General features: G+C 52.2%; 13 protein-coding genes and 2 CRISPR repeat arrays. Of the genes, 1 reads left to right on the top strand and 12 read right to left on the bottom strand.

Annotated elements, in window-relative coordinates; translation table 11 throughout:
* Positions 1–208: 208 nt before the first annotated feature.
* The 8 genes from acnB to casA form a co-directional block, all read right to left on the bottom strand.
* Positions 209–2806 (bottom strand): bifunctional aconitate hydratase 2/2-methylisocitrate dehydratase, encoded by a 2598-nt coding sequence (gene acnB, locus COO59_RS11375; RefSeq protein ID WP_103059992.1) that lies wholly within the window; start codon positions 2804–2806, stop codon positions 209–211.
* A 358-nt stretch (positions 2807–3164) separates the two neighbouring features.
* Positions 3165–4657: a CRISPR direct-repeat array (repeat unit 29 nt; unit sequence CGGTTTATCCCCGCTGGCGCGGGGAACAC).
* 93 nt (positions 4658–4750) lie between these two features.
* Positions 4751–5035, bottom strand: a complete 285-nt coding sequence (gene cas2e, locus COO59_RS11370) for a type I-E CRISPR-associated endoribonuclease Cas2e (RefSeq protein WP_103059904.1) — start codon at positions 5033–5035, stop codon at positions 4751–4753.
* 2 nt (positions 5036–5037) lie between these two features.
* Positions 5038–5955 carry a type I-E CRISPR-associated endonuclease Cas1e gene (gene cas1e / locus COO59_RS11365; RefSeq protein ID WP_103059903.1) on the bottom strand — a complete coding sequence of 306 codons (918 nt, stop codon included), beginning with the start codon at positions 5953–5955 and terminating at the stop codon, positions 5038–5040.
* Positions 5955–6659: a type I-E CRISPR-associated protein Cas6/Cse3/CasE gene (gene cas6e / locus COO59_RS11360; protein ID WP_103059902.1), complete on the bottom strand. Its 705-nt coding sequence runs from the start codon at positions 6657–6659 to the stop codon at positions 5955–5957. Before cas6e ends, cas1e begins: the two co-directional genes overlap by 1 nt.
* Entirely contained in the window at positions 6659–7384 is a 726-nt protein-coding gene (gene cas5e / locus COO59_RS11355; RefSeq protein WP_103059901.1) for a type I-E CRISPR-associated protein Cas5/CasD, read from the bottom strand. The genes cas6e and cas5e overlap by 1 nt, the downstream gene beginning before the upstream one ends.
* A gap of 9 nt (positions 7385–7393) precedes the next feature.
* A complete protein-coding gene (gene cas7e, locus COO59_RS11350; protein ID WP_103059900.1) occupies positions 7394–8452 on the bottom strand; it encodes a type I-E CRISPR-associated protein Cas7/Cse4/CasC in 1059 nt (352 codons plus the stop codon).
* Positions 8453–8474: 22 nt separating this feature from the next.
* Positions 8475–9077 carry a type I-E CRISPR-associated protein Cse2/CasB gene (gene casB / locus COO59_RS11345; RefSeq protein ID WP_103059899.1) on the bottom strand — a complete coding sequence of 201 codons (603 nt, stop codon included), beginning with the start codon at positions 9075–9077 and terminating at the stop codon, positions 8475–8477.
* Positions 9070–10626 (bottom strand): type I-E CRISPR-associated protein Cse1/CasA, encoded by a 1557-nt coding sequence (casA, locus tag COO59_RS11340; protein WP_103059898.1) that lies wholly within the window; start codon positions 10624–10626, stop codon positions 9070–9072. The genes casB and casA overlap by 8 nt, the downstream gene beginning before the upstream one ends.
* 303 nt (positions 10627–10929) lie before the next feature.
* On the opposite strand from casA, the gene COO59_RS11330 reads away from it, so the two are divergent.
* Positions 10930–13650, top strand: coding sequence for a CRISPR-associated helicase/endonuclease Cas3 (locus COO59_RS11330; protein WP_103059896.1), 2721 nt, complete (start codon positions 10930–10932; stop codon positions 13648–13650).
* A 768-nt stretch (positions 13651–14418) separates the two neighbouring features.
* Here COO59_RS11330 and COO59_RS11320 read toward each other — a convergent pair.
* From COO59_RS11320 to aceF, 4 genes are all read right to left on the bottom strand, one after another.
* Positions 14419–14616, bottom strand: a complete 198-nt coding sequence (locus tag COO59_RS11320; protein ID WP_103059895.1) for a DUF4926 domain-containing protein — start codon at positions 14614–14616, stop codon at positions 14419–14421.
* A 197-nt stretch (positions 14617–14813) separates the two neighbouring features.
* Positions 14814–15737, bottom strand: coding sequence for a DUF8093 domain-containing protein (locus COO59_RS11315; protein WP_103059894.1), 924 nt, complete (start codon positions 15735–15737; stop codon positions 14814–14816).
* Positions 15738–16149: 412 nt separating this feature from the next.
* Positions 16150–18257: direct repeats of the CRISPR family, unit length 29 nt; unit sequence CGGTTTATCCCCGCTGGCGCGGGGAACAC.
* 250 nt (positions 18258–18507) lie between these two features.
* Complete coding sequence (gene lpdA, locus COO59_RS11310) at positions 18508–19932, bottom strand: dihydrolipoyl dehydrogenase (RefSeq protein WP_103059893.1); 1425 nt, start codon at positions 19930–19932, stop codon at positions 18508–18510.
* A 220-nt stretch (positions 19933–20152) separates the two neighbouring features.
* Positions 20153–22051: a pyruvate dehydrogenase complex dihydrolipoyllysine-residue acetyltransferase gene (gene aceF, locus COO59_RS11305; RefSeq protein ID WP_103059892.1), complete on the bottom strand. Its 1899-nt coding sequence runs from the start codon at positions 22049–22051 to the stop codon at positions 20153–20155.
* Positions 22052–22064: the final 13 nt, after the last annotated feature.

Raw genomic sequence — 22064 nt, 5'->3', positions numbered from 1 at the left:
AAATTTCCGCCCTGTAACTGCTAACAACACGTCTGCATGGGGAGCCCTGGCCGATCGTAAAGACGCAAACAATATCATCCCTGACAGCTCGGTCCGCGCCGTCTATGGCGCGGGACGCTTTACTCTTCTGCCTGGGCTCTCCACGCTTTGAGTGGGTTAGCCGTTTGTGGGCGGAAACTTCCGCCCTTCTGTATCGCTGTTATTTATCTCAGACTGCAGTCTGGAAAATGACATCTTTCGCTCTGTCCGTATACTGTTCCAGCTGGTCAAAGTTCAGATAGCGATAGGTATCTACTGCGGTTTTATCAACCTGAGACATAAACTGTTGATACTCATCCGGCGTCGGCAGACGGCCCAGCAGTGAAGAGACTGCGGCCAGTTCGGCGGAGGCCAGATAGACGTTCGCGCCGGTGCCCAGACGGTTCGGGAAGTTACGCGTCGAGGTAGAAACCACGGTTGCGCCATCGGCCACGCGCGCCTGGTTACCCATGCACAGCGAGCAGCCTGGGATCTCAATACGCGCGCCGCTCTTACCGAATACGCTGTAGTAACCTTCTTCCGTCAGCTGTGCCGCATCCATCTTGGTCGGCGGCGCTACCCACAGGCGGGTCGGCAACTGGCCTTTATGGCTGTCCAGCAGTTTACCCGCCGCGCGGAAGTGACCAATGTTGGTCATACAGGAACCGATAAAGACCTCATCGATCTTCTCGTTCTGTACGTCCGACAGCAGACGCGCATCGTCCGGATCGTTCGGCGCGCACAGGATCGGCTCCTTGATTTCCGCCAGATCGATTTCGATAACCGCTGCGTATTCCGCATCGGCATCGGCTTCCATCAGCTGCGGATCGGCCAGCCATTTCTCCATGCCCTGAATACGACGCTCCAGCGTACGACGGTCGCCGTAGCCTTCCGCAATCATCCACTTCAGCAGCACGATGTTGGAGTTGAGATACTCAACGATCGGCTCTTTATCCAGCTTGATGGTACAACCGGCAGCGGAACGCTCGGCGGAAGCGTCGGACAGTTCAAACGCCTGCTCCACTTTCAGCTCCGGCAGGCCTTCAATTTCCAGAATGCGGCCAGAGAAGATGTTCTTCTTGCCTTTCTTCTCAACGGTCAGCAGGCCCTGATTAATGGCGTACAGCGGGATCGCGTGTACCAGATCGCGCAGGGTGATGCCCGGCTGCATTTTGCCTTTGAAGCGTACCAGCACCGATTCCGGCATATCCAGCGGCATTACGCCAGTTGCGGCAGCAAACGCCACCAGGCCGGAGCCCGCCGGGAAAGAGATGCCGATCGGGAAACGGGTATGCGAGTCGCCGCCGGTGCCCACGGTATCCGGCAGCAGCATCCGGTTCAGCCAGCTGTGGATAATGCCGTCGCCCGGACGCAGCGACACGCCGCCACGGTTCATAATAAAGTCCGGCAGCGTATGGTGCGTCTGCACGTCAACCGGCTTCGGATAGGCGGCGGTATGGCAGAAAGACTGCATCACCAGATCGGCGGAGAAGCCGAGGCAAGCGAGATCTTTCAGCTCATCGCGCGTCATCGGACCGGTAGTATCCTGAGAGCCCACAGAGGTCATCTTCGGTTCGCAGTACTGGCCCGGACGAATGCCGTCCACGCCGCAGGCGCGACCTACCATTTTCTGCGCCAGCGAGAAGCCGCGCGTGCTCTGCGCCACATCTTTCGCCTGACGGAATACATCGCTGTGCGGCAGACCCAGCGCTTCACGCGCTTTGGTGGTCAGGCCGCGACCGATAATCAGCGGAATACGGCCGCCGGCGCGAACTTCATCCAGCAGCACGTCGGTTTTCAGTGCGAACTCAGCCAACAGCTCGCCGGTTTCGTGATTACGCACTTCGCCTTTGTATGGGTAAATATCAATCACATCGCCCATATTCAGGTTATTAACGTCCACTTCGATCGGCAGCGCGCCAGCATCTTCCATGGTGTTAAAGAAAATCGGCGCGATTTTACCGCCCAGCACCACGCCGCCGCCTTTTTTGTTCGGCACGTGCGGGATGTCGTCGCCCATAAACCACAGCACCGAGTTGGTGGCGGATTTACGCGAGGAGCCGGTGCCGACGACGTCACCAACGTAGGCCAGCGGAAAGCCTTTCGCCTGCAGCGCTTCGATCTGTCTGATGGGGCCAACGTTGCCCGGCTCGTCCGGAACGATGCCTTCGCGGGCATTTTTCAGCATAGCCAGCGCATGCAGCGGAATATCAGGACGTGACCAGGCATCCGGTGCCGGAGAGAGATCGTCGGTGTTGGTTTCGCCGGTCACTTTAAATACGGTCACGGTAATTTTTTCAGCCAGCGCCGGACGGTTCAGATACCACTCGGCGTTCGCCCACGACTGCATTACCTGTTGCGCGTGCGGATTGCCCGCTTTGGCTTTCTCTTCCACATCGTAGAAGTTATCGAACATCAGCAGCGTATTGGACAGCGCTTTCGCCGCGATGGGCGCCAGCTTCTCATCATCCAGCGCGTCAATCAGCGGATGAATGTTATAGCCGCCCTGCATAGTACCCAGCAGTTCGATCGCTTTTTCAGGTGTTACCAGAGGAGAGGTCGTTTCGCCTTTGGCGATAGCAGCCAGGAAACCGGCTTTGACATAGGCCGCTTCATCAACACCCGGCGGCACGCGATTAATTAACAGATCGGACAGGAATTCTTCTTCACCCGCAGGAGGGTTCTTCAGCAGTTCAACCAGCGCGGCCATTTGGGATGCATCTAAAGGTTTAGCAACAATTCCCTGGGCAGCACGCTCGGCAACGTGCTTACGGTATTCATCTAGCACGACGTTCTCCTCGCTCTCATTGTATAGGGCTTTCCGGCCACCTTTTTTCACGGCGATCTGTAGGATGCTTATGTAGGGTAAGGTGTCCGGTTTCGCGTCGGCCAGCATAGCAGGATTTGCTTCACTTGTTAATGCGTTTACAAAAAAGCAACATTATTTATCAAGGCTGTTTTCCAGCTACGATGCCTGGCGCAGCGCTTTTTCCTCTTTTTAACGATAAAAATAATTTATGGCTGGCGCGGTTTTGTTAAGGAAAGAAATGGCTTTTCCGTTAGTGCGCAGTTGAGGTTAAGGATTTACCGCGTACGTGAATCTTCTTATACGCAGCACCAACCCCAGCAGGAGACTTTTTTGCTTACGGTTTATCCCCGCTGGCGCGGGGAACACCACTGGAACGAGCTGTGGGCAAACCGAAACATCGGTTTATCCCCGCTGGCGCGGGGAACACTGCGTGTGTGTTGTTATCGTTATTATGTGAGCCGGTTTATCCCCGCTGGCGCGGGGAACACATTTATTTAATAGAGTATTATAACTACAGTGACGGTTTATCCCCGCTGGCGCGGGGAACACCCACAACGACTCAGGTACTCCAGACCCAATTGCGGTTTATCCCCGCTGGCGCGGGGAACACCGAAAGACGGGGAATAGCGTTAGACGGATGTTCGGTTTATCCCCGCTGGCGCGGGGAACACAATGGTCAGGCCATGCGTGGACCCTAATGAGCCGGTTTATCCCCGCTGGCGCGGGGAACACGGAGCACCTCATGAGTTACACCCCCAACGAACCGGTTTATCCCCGCTGGCGCGGGGAACACTTTTATGGGATCAGGAACAACGATAAAAGCGGCGGTTTATCCCCGCTGGCGCGGGGAACACATTAAATAAATGGAGTTAAATATGAGTTATCACGGTTTATCCCCGCTGGCGCGGGGAACACAACAAGAAGAGCAAGAACCAATGGAACCATGCCGGTTTATCCCCGCTGGCGCGGGGAACACTAGATAACCTTGGGGTTAAACCTCAGATTATCCGGTTTATCCCCGCTGGCGCGGGGAACACACCACTATGGTGCTGACCTCGCAACGAAACAACGGTTTATCCCCGCTGGCGCGGGGAACACTATTTTCTCTTATCTTCAATGCTCACGCATAGCGGTTTATCCCCGCTGGCGCGGGGAACACACGCGCTTTTGTATGCCGATTGTGACTATGTTCGGTTTATCCCCGCTGGCGCGGGGAACACAGGTGGCCTTCACATGGGAGGCAAATTCAGTGCGGTTTATCCCCGCTGGCGCGGGGAACACTGCTGGGCATCTCTGCTGACGTGTACTGGTCGCGGTTTATCCCCGCTGGCGCGGGGAACACTCAGAATCCCGCGTACAGGGCATATGAGAATGCGGTTTATCCCCGCTGGCGCGGGGAACACGTGAGACTGCCCGTAACGCTAACTCAACGGACCGGTTTATCCCCGCTGGCGCGGGGAACACTTAAATGCAGTTTTGCCCGGATGAGTGGTTGGCGGTTTATCCCCGCTGGCGCGGGGAACACAATGTCGCTCATTTCTTGATCTTAAGGATGTGCGGTTTATCCCCGCTGGCGCGGGGAACACGTCGATGCCTACATCTGGCATGGTGGGGATCGCGGTTTATCCCCGCTGGCGCGGGGAACACTCTTGCAGTGCCAGAGAACAGGAAATACGAACCGGTTTATCCCCGCTGGCGCGGGGAACACCGCTGAATTTTATTGAATGAGCTATACCCGCCCGGTTTATCCCCGCTGGCGCGGGGAACACCTTCAGAAACAGAATCCAGTGGGTCTTATCGCCGGTTTATCCCCGCTGGCGCGGGGAACACTCTAAAATTATATGATTGAATTTAAAGGATTTATTTAAATCATTTAATTCCACCAAATTTCCTCTGTTTTTAAAGATCAATAACCTCTTGATTTTATTGAGGCAGGAAAGACACAAGCCGCAGGCCATCCAGATCTACCGGAATACGACGGTTTTCACCATACGTCTGAAATTCAAAACCGGATTCAGTATTTGTCGACCAGGCCATAACAACGTTTCCGGCTTCGGCCAATACAGAAATTTGCTCCCATATCATTTCACGTATACGCGCCGATACATTGCCAACATAAACGCCCGCACGAATCTCAAGTAACCAGATAGCCAGCCTGCCGCGCAGACGTGGCGGCACATTTTCAGTCACAACAACTAACATACTCATAGTTAACTGCTCCTGTGCCCCACATCCCCCAACGATACCGGAAGCGGAATAGCAACAGGCTGAGCATCTTCAGGAGGAGCTGGCGACTCAATTTCCCCCGCCGCCAGCACGTCTTCGATAAGAGGGATTAACTTTGCCAGCGTTTTATCGCTGCGGAAAATATCGCGACAGGCAAGACGAACCTCCCTCTCAGGTTCAGGAGGTTGTTGACGAGCAATTTCAAAAGCTTTTGGTACTACGGTATCGAATTTAATGATATCAGCAATATCATAAACAAAGGAAAGCGGCTTACCGGTATGAACAAAACCAATGGCTGGCGCATATCCCGCCGCCAGTACTGCGGCTTCCGTCACGCCGTATAAACAGGAGGTTGCCGCGCTGATACACTGATTAACGGTATCGCCTTTACCCCACTCTTTCGGATCGTAACGGCGTCCATTCCACTTCACGCCATATTGCTTCGCCAGCAAGGCATAAGTCGCCCTGACCCGACTGCCCTCTATGCCGCGTAGCTGCTCTACTGAACGGCGAGTCGGCGCCGGTTCGCCAAAGCGCAGCTCAAACATTTTGCGTACCACTTTAAGACGTAGCTCCGCATCCAGCGCCAGCTTCGCCTGATAAAGAAGCTTATCTGAACGCGCGCCACCGGGCTGGCCGGCAGCATACACGCGCACACCAGCCTCCCCAACCCAAACCAGTAACGTTCCTACCGTCGCCGCCAGACGAACGGCGGCATGAGAAACACGCGTTCCAGGCTCCAGCATGATGCAGGCAACCGATCCCACAGGAATATGTGTGCGAACACCGGTGTTGTCGATTAAGACAAACGCGCCGTCGATTACGTCGATCTGTCCGTACTGCAGAAAAATCATCGAAACGCGATTTTTTAATGGAACCGGATTAAGAGGAAGCCAGCTCATCAGCGTTTTCTTTTTATCATTAGCATACCGCAGCCCAGCGCTTTGCTTTTGCCAAGCCCAGAAAACAATGCCTGCTCAAATAAGGCGGGTTCGGTGATGCAAAGCGTCCCTTCAAAATCCACGCTGCTGAAAACGACCGGGTTCTCATGCGGTTTGCGTAAAAAACGGTGCTGTTGATAAGTCTTTACGCAGGTGACCCGCGTCAGATTTTCCCCATCATCATCACCGGCCCAGAGAGCGAAATCATCGATTTCCGGCTCAACCAGACGAAACCCGTGTTTTTCGCCCTGCTTTTGAAGCCAGGCTTGGGCCGCCTGCTGCTGTAGTTCCCACCATTGTTCTTGCGGCACACCCTGTGTCTTCGCCTGATATTTAGCATCCATCATTACATCACTACGTTTGTTATTACGCGTGACAACCGCATTAGCGCGCAGCTGAAAATCAAGCAAAACGCCTTCGGTTAGCTGCGGCTGAAAGGGCTTCGTTTCGATCCTGAACAGAGCATGCTGTGCTAACGGCGGTATGGCCGATAACATAAAAAAACATCCACGATCGTCCTGACGGAACAGGAACTGACGTGTTTCCCGATCGGGAAAAAGTTGCCATAGCCACTGGTGGCTGGCGTACGGAGCCGCAGAATCCCATTTTTTCAGCATGTCGGGAGTAAGCTGGTTAAACAAAAGCTGAATACGAGACAGATACATTATTCCCTCTCCTGCAGCTGCCCGCAAAAACGGGTATAACTGCCAAACTGCCAGCGCTGCCGGCTTAGTGGTTGACTGTTGCTACGCTGCTTCTGCTGCCACTTCAGGCTCGCCTCTTGCGGATCATCCCAGTAACAAAGGCCTTCGCTCAACGTAAAGCCGGTTAATTCTGCTGGCGTTATCTCTTTTGCCGCGCGGATAAAAACATCTTTCAGCGAACCGTCCATTAATTGTGGCGCCAGGGGCAGCGCCAGAGGGCAGGATTTTCGTCCCAGATAAAGAGGAAAATGCGGCGTCAATAATCCATCACATAAAGCCGTAAGTGAATATGGCGCACCGGGCGTTGCGCTCACCGCTACATGCCAGTAGCCGTCACAGCGATACTCCCGTTGCGAGATCAAGGTACCGACCTCCTCAGGCGCGAGGCAAAGCTCATCCCGGCGCGTGTAGTAGCGATACTTTTTATTTTCCCGCGGGGCGCTAACGGTGTGGTAGTCACGCAGCCAGCGATCCTGCGACGCCAGCGCATGTACCGCCAGATGATAATGTTGATTAAATGTGTTCAGCTTTTGTTCTTCATCACGCTCTATCCCTATCGCTGCCGCCAGTAATCCCAGCAGTGCGGATCGACCAGGCACCGTAGCGGAATGGCGGATTTCGCCAACCGCCTCTTCGCCCCATGAGGCGAGCGGCGAATAAAGCTGGAAAACCAGATATTCCTTCATTGTTCATCCTTACTGGCTGACAAAGGCCAGCAGTTCCGCCAGGGTTCCCTGACCTTCCGGTACATTCAGCTCTTGATGCGCATCAGTACATTTTCCGTAAGCATGCTCGAAGCTCTCCCGCTGGTGTTTTAAACGGACAATGGCCGCCGGGATCTGATCGGCTTCACGCACCGGCTGAAAAAATGCCGCAGCCAGCGAACGCGGCTGCCGTTGGCCAATTTCAGCCAGGGCATAGGAAGCATAAGCACGGGAAGCAAAGCTGTTCTGTTTTCCGGTCGGCGATACTGTTAAGGCCGTTTCTGTGAGCGCGGCGATAACACGTTTCGCCAGTTCTTCATCACCGCCAAGATTTTTTATCAGTAAATCGCGGCTGATGCAGATATAGGTATAAAAAAGCGCTGAAGCAAAACCCTGCTCGCCCATATGGGCGGAGCCTGCATCTTCTTTCTTGTTCAGATCGTCAACGGCGGTGAAAAAGTCATCCTCAATGGTGACGGCGCTGACGCCTAACGCATGCGAAACCTGGCAGGCGGCTTCTACATTAAACTCCGGCGAGGAAGCCAGCATTCGACCAAACAAGGCCATATCTACGCTACGCTGTTCTTTACGCAGTAACTTCACCTCCTCTTCACCAGGAGTACGTTGTTCGGCAATCAGAACGTCAACCAGCTGTTTAATCAGATCGATTTCGTAGCGGCTGACATGAACGATTTGTTCAATTTCGAGTTTTTTCTCAACCGATGATGCGTTCTTATCTTTTTTAAGCGAGCCAAACTGAGCGGCAATTTTTTCCGCTGCGGCAGATGCCATTTTTTCCGCAACGCCTGCGTCTGTCATCGGCTGATAAACATACTCTATGCCGATGCGACGGGTACGTTTACCGATATAGCCACCCATTGTATCTTCGAAGGTTTCCGAACAACGCCAGGCGCGCTTCAGGCTTTGTGATGATACGCGCAGACGCTCTACGCCGCCCATGAAGGCGGTTTTCGGCCGCCCGGCGTCATCGCGGTTGAGATTAGCGGGCGCATACGCAGTGAGTAAGTGAAGCTGAATAAAAGTGGTCATCGTTAAATCCTTCTAAAAATGTTTATTTAGCGCGTGCGGTAGAAAGGTATTCGCTGGCCCAACGGATACGGTTACGTGCAAAAGGGTTGCTGTTTTCAGGCAGATGCTCTTCCCGTCGTAGCCATTCCTCCATCCACAGGAAGATACTGTCGGCAAGAGAGAGCACATTAACGCCATACTCCGCGCGAATTTTTACCGCCCGAATAAGCAGCTGACAAAAATTTTCAGGATCGTTGGCTTTTTGCAGGCGTTCAAAGCGCAGGGAAGAAAGCACCGATTTAGCTCCTGTGATCTGTTCACCCAGCTGCGCGGCGAAACTTAATGCACGTTCATCGCTTTTGATATGTGCAGCAACGCTGACGAATAACGCCAGCGCCATTTCATCAACAGGGCGCAGCGGCATATGTTCATTAAGCCGCTGCCGAAGATTGTTATAGCCTTCACACATCATTACGCCATAAGGTAGTTCCATACGTTTAAGCTCAGCGCGCCAGGCGCGGCCATTGACCTGCTTTTTATCTGAAATTGCATAGCGCTCCGACAAAATAGCGAACCAGTCAAGCAGCGCTTTTTGCGCCTCAGGGTGGGTAATTTTTCGCATCGCGGCAGTATCATTGTTAAGCACGTTTGGTCTCCTTTTCTTCTTCTGCCAGCGCCAGGACTTCTTTGCGCGCTTTGAGCTTACGATAGCTGCCATCCAGCGTGCGTCGGGCTTCAATCTGTCGCAGCAGAATATCCGTTGGGCTATCGGGGTCGGTTAGCGCATCACGATCGAAAACGCGCAGCGCGTAGGTATGCAGCTCACTATCCCACTGGCGCAGCGCCCGGCGCGCAGGCGCATTCTTACGCGGCGGGTCCGCTATTAAAATATCAAGCAGTTTGCGGAAAGCGGGTTCAGTTTCCTGCCAGAAAGCGATATCCACCATACTGGAATCAAACTTCGCCTCTTTAGGATGCTCAAATTTAGCGCTTTTCAGCGCATTTCTTAGCAGAGGCAATGTTTCTGTCGCCAGCTGCAGCACGTGATAAACAGCGATCTGCAAGAGATCTGAATCAGCGGGAATAAGTGGAATGCGATGCTGATACCAACAGCGCGCTTTGGCATTGTCCATATCCCAGGCGAAGCACCACATTCCGCCATTAATTCTTCTGCTGGCGGCGCGCACCACTTTCGCAGGCTGGTTTTTATTAAATTTATCGGCACGCTCCAGGCTCAGGCCCAGCCAGTCTTTATAACTTAACCCGCCCGGTTGGCCTTTTAACGCCAGCCAGGGCGCGGAGAGATCTTTCAGCGCCTGGCGATACGGCGAAAGTGGGTGTAGCCAACCTTCATACTGAACACCATAATTTTTTACGCGGATTTGCAGCAGCAGTTGCTCATGGGGTTCGCCACATAAATCGCAGATGCCGCTTACGGTATGGTTAAAATCCAGTTCGATACGTCGCGGCATGCCCCAGTAAGCCTGAAGCGGATGCGCGTTTTCCGGCGTCACCACGTTCCCCGCTTTTTCGCTGGTTTTGGTCGGCGCAAGCCAGGGGAAAACCGAGGGGAACTGTACAGGCGTCAAAGCCTCATCCTGCGGCAATACGTTCAGCCAAAGCTTTTTCCACAGCGGGAATTTTTCTTCTTCCAGTGGGACAGCCAGGGTGGTTAGCGGCCCGCCACCGCGCATACTAACCCGATAGCCTGCCCCGCCAGCCGGCGAGTTGGTTTGCATGGCAAACAGCGCCATTACCGCACAGTGGGGACAGATACGTTCTGTGCGGCCTCGCTTCACAAAATGATCTTTGTTGAACTTAAGCGTGTTACCGCCAGGCGCATCAATCAATAGCCCGGAAATGGGGCTGGCTTCACTTTCTAACGGCTCAAAGCTTTGCAGAAAGGAAGGCTTTTCAGCGCCAAAGCGTAAGGCGCAAGAGATACGTTGCAACCCCAGCGCCCATTCTTCAGCATCAATACCGTCATCCCAGGTATCTTTCCAGTCATCCTCTTCTTCTGGCGCAACGGCACATTGCAGCACGCCGATCAACATTTGCCATGACGCCCCCTGAAAATCAGCCCGTGGCCAGGCGACATCAATAATATTGTCGTTTAACAGCTCCGACAGAGAAATTCGGGTTTTCTTTCCATCATGCAGAACGACAGGAAGCCATTTCTCCTGAGTCAAATCCATCTTGTTACTCCTGTAAGACTGGCCCAAAGAGGGGCCAGCCGGACGTTAGCGCTTCATTACAGAGACTAGGAATGCCAACAACAGCATTTCCTCATGGGTTAGCACGAAAGAAACTTCCTTGATGCTTACAGGGATAAAACACCAGTTATACAATCTTTAACAGAGCGCTTCCCCGTCAGCGGGGGAAAATAGACTTTAATCTTAATTACATTCATATAAGCGTTGTATAAAATTGTGTTCAGTTCATTCTGGTAGCATATTAAAATCGTCAGCATTATTCCGTATAAGGTGTAGGATAAAAACATGACGGTGTTAACAACTCCTGACTTTCTTCTCTACTGGGGAAAAACTAACAAATCCAGCAACAATAAAAATGATCCTTATCATCTGCTGCCCTATCACTGCCTTGATGTCGCCGCATGCGGATATTATTTAGTTAAACATAATATCTTTAATATTAATAACATGCTTCATAAATGTGGCATTGCTGAGAAAGATACCGCTAACTGGATTGCCTGGCTCTTCGCCTGCCATGATATAGGTAAGTTCGCCAGGGGATTTCAAAAATATGCTGTGTTTCCTGATTCGCCATTAGCTCCGCCTGTAAGCCATATTTTCGCGCCTGAACGCCATGATTCGCTGGGCTTTTATTTATGGGATAGATTATTTAAAGACTGGTGTAGTGATAGCAATCAAATAATTTCTAATGTTGCCCGAGAAGATCGCGAAAAATTTGAAAGCGCGTTAACTATCTGGTTATCCATTAGCACCGGACATCATGGCATTCCTCCAGATACGTTAAAAAATAGCAGCCCGCTGGCGTTCGACGGCGACGATATCGTTGCCGCCAAAAATTATCTTGAGACGTTGAGCCAGCTGTTTCCTTTCACACTGCCGCAGGAATGGCAGAAAAAAACAGCAAAAAAAATTTTAAGGCAGCAAAGCTGGTTTTTTGCCGGCATAATGACGTTGGCGGACTGGATAGGATCTGACGAAACTCAGTTTCCGCTTATTGCCGCTCCGGTTACCCTGCAAGATTATTGGCCGCTCGCCTGCGAAAAAGCCCGGCGAGCGATTGAAAATATCCCGCCTTTATCAGCATATAGTCATTATACCAGCCATCAGGCACTGTTCCCGTTTATCAAAACGCTAACGCCGCTCCAGCAACGAGCGGCTACGCTGGATATTTCAGCGTCTGGCCCACAGCTGATTATTATGGAAGATGTCACAGGTGCTGGAAAAACTGAGGCAGCGATGATTCTGACCCATCGTTTATTATCTGCCGGTAAAGGGAAAGGGTTATATGTCGGTCTGCCGACGATGGCGACCGCTAACGCGATGTACTCGCGACTGGCAAAAGCTTATCGCGCGCTGTTTGTTGATGATGCCAGACCCTCGCTGATACTGGCGCATGGCGGGCGCGAAATGGCCGCCTCTTTTCAGCAGTCCATCTGGCAACCCGGTGAAAAAAATCAGGCTGAAGATTATGCGCGCAATGAAAGCAGTGCGCAGGCGGAATGCCATGCCTGGTTTGCCGATTCGCGTAAAAAAGCCTTACTGGCGGAAGTTGGCGTTGGCACACTGGATCAGCTACTGATGGCGGTGATGCCATTTCGCCATCAATCCTTGCGTCTGCTGGGAATGCTCGACAAAATTTTGTTGCTGGATGAGGTGCATGCCTACGATGGTTATATGGTGAAGCTGCTGGAGGGGCTGCTCCGCTTTCATGCCGCCCAGGGCGGCAGCGCCATCATTTTAAGCGCGACATTACCCGCCGCACTGCGAGAAAAATTAATCTGCGCATTTAATGAAGGAGCCGGATACCCCACCACAAATATTAGTGAAGAAGCCAGTTACCCATGGTTAAGTCATCTTTCTTCTGCTGGCCTTTCAGAACAACCGCTAACAACGCGTTCGGAAGTAAAGCGTACGGTAGCTGTGAACTGGATCCATACGTGCAAAGATGCGCTGGATATTATTTATCAGGTAGTGGAATTCGGCGGATGCGTTTGCTGGATTCGAAATACCGTTGACGATGCGCTGAATGTTTTTCGGCAGCTCCTAAATGAAGCGAAAATACCCGAGCAGGACCTATTGTTGTTCCATAGCCGTTTTGCCTTTGCGGATCGAATGGCGATTGAAGAAAAAACGTTAAGCTGGTTCGGCAAGGATGCGCCGGTTTCGGAACGTCGCGGGAAAGTGCTAATTGCAACGCAGGTTGTTGAGCAGAGTCTGGATCTCGATTTTGACTGGATGATCTCTGATTTAGCGCCCATCGATTTACTTATTCAACGAGCAGGCCGTTTGCAGCGTCATATCCGCAATGTACAGGGAAAATGTAAAACCACTTTGCCTGATGAGCGGCACCCGCCAGTGCTGCATATCCTCGCGCCTGAATGGCAGCCGCAGGCGGAACGGGACTGGCTGGGACAGGAACTGCGCGGCACCGGAGCCGTTTATCCCGATCATGCCTGTTTATGGCGTACGCAGGCGCTGCTTAAACAAGCTGGGGAAATACGCATGCCCGAAAGCGCCCGAATGTTGATCGATGGCGTTTATGGACAAGAAATAACAGCGCCTTCCGACTTATTAACTATTTCTGATATAGCGTTCGGTAAAATATTAAGCCAACGCGCTGTTGCGGCTCAAAACTTATTGCGACGAGATAAAGGCTACGACAGAGAAGCCAGTGATTTTCTATGGGATAAAGAGCGAGAGTTTTCAACACGCCTGGGCGAGGAAAGCGTTGATCTATATCTTGCCTGGCAGGATGAAAATAGAGTGTTACACCCCCTAGTTAGCGAAGGTGATTTTGTTTGGGAAAAAAGTCGCCTGTCTGTACGCCTGTCGTGGTGGAAGAAACAATCAGGAAATTTTGCTTGCCCTGACGATGAAACGCTGGAGCAGTTTCGCAAAAAGCAGCATCGTCCCGCAGCATACGTCATTTTGGTGTCATCAACAGGGGAATCGTCATATTACAGCCAGCGCTACGGACTATGTGGTAGTAATGTAGTGAATAAATAATTAATCCCCGAAGGCGCAGCAATAAATATAATGGCAGGCTATTATTTTATTCCAGTTGAATCCACTGCGATAAACTCTCATTTTGATATAAAAGTTTATCGTCACCTGGGCGGAGAACACACCGCCCTATCAACATTCAACAGCTGACGTTCGGTTGATCCTCCCTGACGCAGGGAACACATCAGGATTGTGCAAAACATCACGAATGAAGCCTTCCGCTGCCGCATTTTTCTCGGCCTGGCCACCCTTTATAGGTTCGGGTGTTCCTCATGGTCTGCCAGAATGTATTTCTTACGCCCTGCAGCATCTAACATTCCTTGTTTATTATTCGTCATACTTTGAGTTCAGGCAGGCTGGTTATACATTAACATCCCGGCCAGTTGGCAGGGATTCGTATTGGCTAAGATATTTCCAGTTCTTGTATTGTTTCCGCTAAAATCTGTAAGAACCTACTCAGGATAAATTTCATGGCATTTTGTTCAGCTAAGATTTTGACGTCTGAAAAAAATTCTATTTCAATATTATCAGGGCCTTTATCTTTGTTTCATTGGTAGAGTATTTCCCCATAACAAATTTCCACCGTGATTTCTTCATACTTAGAATCAATAAAAAATTTTATTTCAAAATCATTATCTATATCTTTATTTCAGCATTTTAGGATCCAACAATCCAGAGCTGCCGTTATAAATTCTACCGGCGGCCAGAAGCCTCCCGGCGGTTTTGCTATTGATGGTACTGAGCGGGACAAGCTTCCTTATCCTGGCTGAATCAAAATTTTACTGGTTCAATATCATCTTCAGGGTAAACTGTTAGCACTTCTAACGTATCTCCTTGATTATCCACGAAATCTACTTCATACCCTAAAGTAGGTTCTTGATATATCAAAACTATAGCTCCTGTACAATTTTTTAATACTTTTTTAGTCAGCTCTTTTTTTGCTTTTACTACATCATATTCTTTTAACATAAAGTAAATTCCGATAAATTTTCATTTTTGGGCCGGAATAGCGGTTACGAGCCTGACAAATCCATCATTATTCCTAATCCAACCAAATTTAATGTTAATAGTTCTACCATTCAGACCAGTTATTGGCATCATTTGACATATTTAGTACCAAACTGCGTTTCTGCTGTTTTGATAGCTTTAGTGGCATCAAAGATTATTTATTTTGTAAGCTCACCTGAATTTGTTGTGTTAAAACCAAGAGCGCTATCGAACCATTCCGCCTTGCTGCTTCCAACGGGGTTATCTTTATTCAACAGGTAGTTAGCTAATTTCTGATCGATACTAGCTTGTGTTTCCGCTCTATTTTTAAACAAATTTTTGGCGGTGCTATTCCCGATATTTTTCAGCGAATTACCAGCCACAGCCTCCGCTTTCGCCACAGCTCCTTTTACCCTGGTTTTACTGACAGGCATTCTGCCCAGTGTCAGGCCAGCCGCTATTGAGGCGCCCGCAATAAGCAACCCTTTGGCCTGGTCAGATATCATCTGGTCATAACCGGCAGGCGCATCGCCTCCCAGCTGCTCTGCAGTCTGTCTGAATCCTTCAGGGTTGCCGTTATAAATTCCACCGGCGGCTTTACTGTTGATAGTACTGAGCGGAACGGGCTGCTTTATCCCGGCCTGCCGGGCAGGTAAAACGGTGGGACGTGGCTTTCCGCCCCTGCTGCTGTAGTCCCGGCGGGCAACCGATCTTTTATATTCACGGATAATATCCTGCGCCCCGTTAAACTTAAACACCAGCGGGTCGCGGCAAATCAGCTCGCCATCGTCGTTGATATAAAACAGCCGGCCTTTTAAGGCAGAAAATCCGCCGAGCATCACCGCCTCGCCGCAGTAAATCATACTTTTTAGCTTTTCCCGCTCCCGTGGCCCGTGCGGCGGCGGCTGGTTTGTATAGCCGTTAAAGGCGCGTTCATACATATTGATAAGCTGAAAACACAAAAGCGGACGGTCATCAAAAACATATTGGCTGTCGATTCGTGACCAGGCGGAATGAGGAGAGACAATTTCCTCATATTTCTCCGGGGCCAAATCGTCGCGCGGCAGATAATAAAGATCGGTTCCGGGCAGGCTGAAGCTCATACATCATATCCTTATGATGGAAACTGTCGCCTGCACGATTGCACAACTTTATTTAGACATCAACCATAAAAAACCATTTATATCAGTTAATTAGTGAATTAGTGAATTAGTGAATTAGTGAATTAGCTATAGTGAATCCTGTCGTTATTTTCGACAATATTTATCTGTTTCACGCTTTCCCGTCAGGGCCTGTCACTGTCAGCGAGCGCGCATTAAAAACCAGTCTGGCCCGCAGGAAATTCCTCAGGTGTCGCCCCGGCATTGAATAAAAAATTTAACCCAGCCAGCTCAAAAGCAGTGCCGTAAGATAAAGATCTGCACCATACGCCAGATGCGCCATTAGGCTTCACAGAAGCGTTCGGTGGGCACAAGCGGCATTTGCTGTTGATGGTATGGTATTGAGCGGGACAGGCGGTTTATCCCCGCTGGCGCAGGGAACACGCCACGTCCGGGGCGACCTTTCTCGCCGGTAGCGGTTTATCCCCGCTGGTGCGGGGAACACATTGCCGGAGGCTGTCGGATAAGTCAGGTTCACGGTTTATCCCCGCTGGCGCGGGGAACACGGTGTACGCCTTACCTTTCGGCGTTTTCGGGTCGGTTTATCCCCGCTGGCGCGGGGAACACAGCAGGAAATTCTGTGTTAGACATTAAAAGCTCGGTTTATCCCCGCTGGCGCGGGGAACACAAATAAAGGCGCATTTTGATGATAACGGATTCCGGTTTATCCCCGCTGGCGCGGGGAACACTTGCTCAGCTCATCAAACATAAGCAGCGCCTCCGGTTTATCCCCGCTGGCGCGGGGAACACTTTTCAAAGAATGGCGTACACGTATTGAAAACCGGTTTATCCCCGCTGGCGCGGGGAACACATTTGACCCTTAAGGCAGGCGATCATTTCCTGCGGTTTATCCCCGCTGGCGCGGGGAACACTCATCGCCCGCGCGCAGGAACGCTCTGGAAAACGGTTTATCCCCGCTGGCGCGGGGAACACGAAATTATTAACCGTGCCATATCAAATGCCGCCGGTTTATCCCCGCTGGCGCGGGGAACACCGGCACGCCGAGGTAAATATGTTCAAATTCATCGGTTTATCCCCGCTGGCGCGGGGAACACAGCGGTTTTGGTTCTTTTTTATTTACTGGCCGCGGTTTATCCCCGCTGGCGCGGGGAACACGTAATGACTGACATGGACTGGTCGCAATATACCGGTTTATCCCCGCTGGCGCGGGGAACACAACTGCTCCCAGTTAATTTCGCTGTCGGGCACCGGTTTATCCCCGCTGGCGCGGGGAACACTCAAGAAGAAGCCGGGCATAGCTCGTCGTATTCGGTTTATCCCCGCTGGCGCGGGGAACACTCTTTTTGGTGGTTCGCCCACGAGCAGCGCGCGGTTTATCCCCGCTGGCGCGGGGAACACAAGGATAAATTAAACAAGGTTGAAAATGGAACCGGTTTATCCCCGCTGGCGCGGGGAACACATTCTCCGGCCACCAAACCTCGCTGGTGGACGCGGTTTATCCCCGCTGGCGCGGGGAACACGGGTTTCGGGAGGTGGTGAACGACAGAATTTCCGGTTTATCCCCGCTGGCGCGGGGAACACATAATTCTCGATGTCTCTGACAGAATTGGTCGCGGTTTATCCCCGCTGGCGCGGGGAACACCCACTATATTGAGCAGAATTACTCACCCGTTGCGGTTTATCCCCGCTGGCGCGGGGAACACCTCCCATCGGTGCTTCATTCCCCGACGCCAGGCGGTTTATCCCCGCTGGCGCGGGGAACACCTCCTGATGAGCCCTGTTGTAGAACGCATCTGCGGTTTATCCCCGCTGGCGCGGGGAACACGGCCAGTAGCGCGCCGTTGTCAGTGTCGGTGTCGAACGCGGTTTATCCCCGCTGGCGCGGGGAACACCACCTATCAATTTTTCAGACATTGTTATTAACCGGTTTATCCCCGCTGGCGCGGGGAACACGGCAAACTCATCATCCACGGTATACAGATAGCCGGTTTATCCCCGCTGGCGCGGGGAACACTCGTAGGTATTCACCATCGACTCACGGACGGCCGGTTTATCCCCGCTGGCGCGGGGAACACCTCGGGGCAACATGACAGAACTCGCGCGGCAGCGGTTTATCCCCGCTGGCGCGGGGAACACGATCATGGTGGCTGTCACGGTCGCCTCGGTTGCGGTTTATCCCCGCTGGCGCGGGGAACACAAACACACCGAACCCTAACCTGTGAAATGAGCCGGTTTATCCCCGCTGGCGCGGGGAACACCGCGTTTTACCCATTGCGGCCGAGCTGGGCGAAGGTTTATCCCCGCTGGCGCGGGGAACACGACGGGCGTGGCGTCTACCGTATTAGAAGCGGCGGTTTATCCCCGCTGGCGCGGGGAACACATCGCGCTGTTCTGTTGGGCGGTTATAAAACGCGGTTTATCCCCGCTGGCGCGGGGAACACATAAAAGAACTGCTGCGCTCGGCGATTATGGTCGGTTTATCCCCGCTGGCGCGGGGAACACTCTAAAATTATCTCACTGATTTTAAAAACAAAAAACAAGGAGCAAAAATCCACCAGTAAATTCCACTTTTTTAAATAACACTATTTCTTTGATTTTGAAGACTTTTGGATAATAACAACCGACGTCTACCAGCACCTGTCGCTTTATCACAAAATAAAAGCATCAACAGAAAAATTATCCCGTCTTTTGCTTTACCTAATAAAAAACGGCCCCTTTCGGAGCCGTTAGCTTTTATCTACCTACAAAAACGTTATTTTTTCTTCGCTTTCGGATTAGGCAGGTCGGTAATGCTACCTTCAAAAATTTCCGCCGCCAGGCCAACCGACTCATGAAGCGTCGGGTGAGCATGAATGGTCAGCGCAATATCTTCCGCATCACAGCCCATTTCGATCGCCAGGCCGATTTCGCCCAGCAGCTCGCCGCCGTTGGTGCCGACAATGGCGCCGCCGATCACGCGATGCGTTTCTTTATCGAAAATCAGCTTGGTCATACCGTCTGCACAGTCAGAAGCGATAGCACGGCCGGAAGCAGCCCACGGGAAGGTGGCCGTTTCATAGCTGATGCCTTTCTCTTTCGCTTCTTTCTCGGTCAGGCCAACCCATGCTACTTCCGGTTCGGTATAGGCGATGGACGGGATCACTTTCGGATCGAAGTAGTGTTTCTTACCGGCGATAACTTCTGCCGCAACGTGACCTTCGTGTACGCCTTTATGCGCCAGCATCGGCTGACCGACGATGTCGCCAATGGCGTAAATGTGCGGCACGTTAGTACGCATCTGCTTATCAACGCGGATAAAGCCGCGATCGTCCACTTCTACGCCCGCTTTACCAGCATCCAGGTTTTTGCCGTTCGGCACGCGACCGATAGCGACCAGCACCGCGTCGTAACGCTGCGCTTCAGCCGGCGCTTTTTTGCCTTCCATAGAAACGTAGATGCCGTCTTCTTTGGCTTCAACCGCGGTAACCTTGGTTTCCAGCATCAGATTGAATTTCTTGCTGATGCGTTTAGTAAAGACTTTAACCACGTCTTTATCGGCGGCCGGGATAACCTGGTCGAACATCTCAACCACGTCAATTTCTGAACCCAGCGCGTGATAAACGGTGCCCATTTCCAGGCCGATAATACCGCCGCCCATCACCAGCATACGCTTCGGCACTTCTTTCAGCTCAAGCGCAACCGTAGAGTCCCAAACGCGGGGATCTTCATGAGGAATGAAAGGTAGCTGAATCGGACGTGAACCCGCCGCAATAATGGCATTATCGAAGTTGATTGTGGTCGCGCCGTTTTCGCCTTCAACCACCAGCGTATTCGCGCCGGTAAATTTACCGAGACCGTTAACCACTTTGACTTTACGACCTTTCGCCATGCCAGACAGACCGCCGGTCAGCTGGTTGATGACTTTTTCTTTCCAGGTACGGATCTTGTCAATGTCGGTTTGCGGTTCACCGAAAACGATGCCGTGTTCCGCCAGCGCTTTCGCTTCTTCGATAACTTTCGCTACGTGCAGCAGCGCTTTAGAAGGGATACAGCCCACGTTAAGACAAACACCGCCAAGGGTGCTGAAACGCTCTACCAGTACGGTCTCCAGACCTAAATCCGCGCAGCGAAAGGCTGCAGAGTAGCCCGCAGGACCTGCCCCAAGCACGACGACCTGGGTTTTAATCTCTGTACTCATCATGACCTCTTAATTGACTATCCGGCGGTCAGACGTCACTTACCTGATTCACAGTACGCCCTTCATCCACCGGGACGCGTTCACCGCAAGAGTTTACAGAATTGTTAACAGACTGCAAACCGCTTCGGCTCAGTAAGATCCCATTTCCCTTATTTCAGCCAGGCTCAGCGCTAATAACCTCACCTGTCAAAAGGCCGGCATAAGCCGGCCTTTATGGTTATTACATCACCAGGCGGCGAATATCGCTTAAGGTGTTGTTGATGATGGTGATGAAACGCGCACCATCAGCACCATCGATTACACGATGGTCGAAGGACAGAGAGATCGGCAGCATCAGACGCGGCATAAACTCTTTACCATTCCACACCGGCTCCATTGCGGACTTGGAAACGCCCAAAATAGCGACTTCCGGCGCGTTCACAATCGGCGCGAAGTGGGTAGTGCCCAGGCCGCCGATGCTGGAGATAGTGAAACAGCCACCCTGCATTTCGCCAGCGGTCAGCTTACCGTCACGCGCTTTTTTGGAGATAGCCATCAGCTCGCGGGAGAGCTCAATGATGCCTTTCTTGTTAACATCCTTGAACACCGGAACCACCAGACCATTCGGCGTATCAACCGCCACGCCGATGTTGATGTATTTTTTCAGCGTCAGCTTCTGGCCATCTTCAGACAGCGAACTGTTGAAGCGCGGCATCTGCTCCAGCGCGGCAGCGGCCGCTTTCATGATGAAGACAACCGGGGTGATCTTCACATCCAGCTTACGCTTCTCGGCTTCGACGTTCTGCTGCTTACGGAACGCTTCCAGCTCGGTAATATCGGTTTTATCGAAGTGCGTAACGTGCGGGATCATGACCCAGTTACGGCTCAGGTTAGCGCCAGAAATTTTCTGGATACGTCCCAGCTCAACGACTTCCACTTCACCAAACTTGCTGAAGTCAACCTTCGGCCACGGCAGCATGCCCGGCAAACCACCGCCGGTAGCGGCGGCTGGCGCGGATTCAGCGCGTTTCACCGCATCTTTCACGTAGGCCTGTACGTCTTCTTTCAGAATACGTCCTTTACGGCCGGTGCCTTTGACTTTCGCCAGGTTGACGCCGAATTCACGCGCCAGACGACGGATAACCGGCGTAGCGTGTACATAGGCGTCGTTCTCAGCAAATTCATCTTTAGCGGATGCTTTTGCCGGAGCGGATGCAGCCGGAGCCGCCTGCTCAGCTTTAGCTGCCGGCGCCGACGTTTCTTTCTGCGCTGCCGGAGCCGGAGCTGGTGCGCCTTCCACTTCAAACAGCATAATCAGCGAGCCGGTGCTGACTTTATCGCCGGTGTTGATTTTGATCTCTTTAACCGTACCCGCGAACGGCGCCGGTACTTCCATTGAGGCTTTATCGCCTTCAACGGTGATCAGCGACTGCTCGGCGGTGACTTTATCACCCGCCTTCACCAGAATTTCGGTCACTTCAACTTCATCGCCACCGATGTCCGGAACGTTCACCTCTTTGGTGGCCGAACCGCCGGAGGCCGCAGGCGCAGTGGCCGCTTCCTCTTTCGCCTGCGGTTTGGCCGCCGCCGCGCTGCCGGAAGCTGCGGTTTCGAATACCATAATCAGCGAGCCGGTGCTGACTTTATCGCCGGTGTTGATTTTGATCTCTTTAACCGTACCTGCGAACGGCGCCGGTACTTCCATTGAGGCTTTATCGCCTTCAACGGTGATCAGCGACTGTTCCGCTTCGACTTTGTCGCCAACTTTAACCAGGATTTCGGTCACTTCGACTTCGTCGCTGCCGATGTCCGGGACATTAACCTCTTTGCTTTCTGCAGCGGCGGCTGGCGCTGGCTGTGCGTCAGCCTTTTTCTCAGCGGCCGGTGCTGGCTGCGCATTCGCGGCAGCCTCTGCCTCAAAGATCATAATCAGCGAGCCGGTTTCAACTTTGTCGCCGGTGTTAACCTTAATCTCTTTGACCACGCCAGCCTGCGGCGAAGGCACTTCCATTGAGGCTTTGTCGCCTTCAACGGTGATCAGTGACTGTTCCGCCTCAACTTTATCGCCAACCTTTACCAGGATTTCGGTCACTTCAACTTCATCGGCGCCGATGTCCGGGACATTAATTTCGATAGCCATTTATCTTTACCTC

The sequence above is a fragment of the Mixta theicola genome, assembly GCF_002895925.1.
GTDB classification, from domain to species: Bacteria; Pseudomonadota; Gammaproteobacteria; order Enterobacterales; family Enterobacteriaceae; genus Mixta; species Mixta theicola.
The sequence above is the reverse complement of the archived record's forward strand: the minus strand, read 5'-3'. Positions and strand labels throughout refer to the sequence as shown.

Excerpts from the sequence above, each read along its gene's own strand:
- cas5e (WP_103059901.1), bottom strand. The coding sequence starts at position 7,384 with ATGAAGGAATATCTGGTTTTCCAGCTTTATTCGCCGCTCGCCTCATGG.
- cas1e (WP_103059903.1), bottom strand. The coding sequence starts at position 5,955 with ATGAGCTGGCTTCCTCTTAATCCGGTTCCATTAAAAAATCGCGTTTCG.
- COO59_RS11315 (WP_103059894.1), bottom strand. The coding sequence starts at position 15,737 with ATGAGCTTCAGCCTGCCCGGAACCGATCTTTATTATCTGCCGCGCGAC.
- aceF (WP_103059892.1), bottom strand. The coding sequence starts at position 22,051 with ATGGCTATCGAAATTAATGTCCCGGACATCGGCGCCGATGAAGTTGAA.
- casA (WP_103059898.1), bottom strand. The coding sequence starts at position 10,626 with ATGGATTTGACTCAGGAGAAATGGCTTCCTGTCGTTCTGCATGATGGA.
- COO59_RS11320 (WP_103059895.1), bottom strand. The coding sequence starts at position 14,616 with ATGTTAAAAGAATATGATGTAGTAAAAGCAAAAAAAGAGCTGACTAAA.
- cas7e (WP_103059900.1), bottom strand. The coding sequence starts at position 8,452 with ATGACCACTTTTATTCAGCTTCACTTACTCACTGCGTATGCGCCCGCT.
- COO59_RS11330 (WP_103059896.1), top strand. The coding sequence starts at position 10,930 with ATGACGGTGTTAACAACTCCTGACTTTCTTCTCTACTGGGGAAAAACT.
- cas6e (WP_103059902.1), bottom strand. The coding sequence starts at position 6,659 with ATGTATCTGTCTCGTATTCAGCTTTTGTTTAACCAGCTTACTCCCGAC.
- cas2e (WP_103059904.1), bottom strand. The coding sequence starts at position 5,035 with ATGAGTATGTTAGTTGTTGTGACTGAAAATGTGCCGCCACGTCTGCGC.
- lpdA (WP_103059893.1), bottom strand. The coding sequence starts at position 19,932 with ATGAGTACAGAGATTAAAACCCAGGTCGTCGTGCTTGGGGCAGGTCCT.